This window comes from Collinsella sp. CLA-ER-H10, assembly GCF_040092475.1.
In the GTDB taxonomy this organism is placed as follows: Bacteria; Actinomycetota; Coriobacteriia; order Coriobacteriales; family Coriobacteriaceae; genus Collinsella.
The window spans coordinates 1-715 of the sequence record NZ_JBBNLM010000056.1 but is presented as its reverse complement, the minus strand read 5'-3'; the positions used below and the strand labels follow the sequence as shown (position 1 = coordinate 715).

At 70.3% G+C, this 715-nt stretch carries 1 protein-coding gene; it reads left to right on the top strand.

The annotated features are described in order from the left end of the window. Positions 1-673: transposase (locus tag AAAX36_RS09475; protein ID WP_349075301.1), on the top strand; the 673-nt coding region annotated here is incomplete at its 5' end. Positions 674-715: the final 42 nt, after the last annotated feature.

The following is a 715-nucleotide window of genomic DNA, read 5'->3' as shown; positions in this document are numbered from 1 at the left end:
CTACGACTCGTGGCTCGCCTTCCTGCGGGCTATCCGCTCGCGCGGGGCGGCGGGCGTGCGGCTCGTCGTCTCGGACGCCCACCCGGGGCTCGTCCGGGCGCTCGGCGAGGTCTTCCAGGGCGCCGCGTGGCAGCGCTGCGCGGTCCACCTCATGCGCGACTGCATGCGCGAGGCCGGCTCCTGGCAGCTCAGGCGCCGCGTGGGCAGGATCGTGTCGCAGGTGTTCCGCGGGCGCGACGCCGCCACCGTGACGGCCATGTACCACGCGGCGTGCGACATGCTGGAGGGGTGCTGCCCCAGGGCGGCGGCGGTGCTGGAGGAGGCCGAGCCCGACGCGCTGGCCTACCTCGACTTCCCGCCGACCCACTGGAAGCGCCTGCGCACCAACAACGTGCAGGAGAGGACCAACCGGGAGATAAAGCGCAGGTCGCGCGTCGTGCAGGTGTTCCCCTCCACGGGCTCGCTGGTGCGGCTCGCGGGCGCGGTCATGTGCGAGCAGGACGAGATATGGCAGGAGTCCAGGTACTTCTCGGAGGTGAGGATGAACGAGCTCTACGATGACGGTCGCACTCGGGGAATCGACGGTCCCGTCGAGTGGGCGCGGCTTGAGGCGGAGGCCAGGAAGATGCTCGAGTCCGGCCTCGAGCTTGCGGACAGGGTCGAGGCGGCATAGGATATCAACCGTATTCCAGATTCCAGGACGCCGGGCCGACTC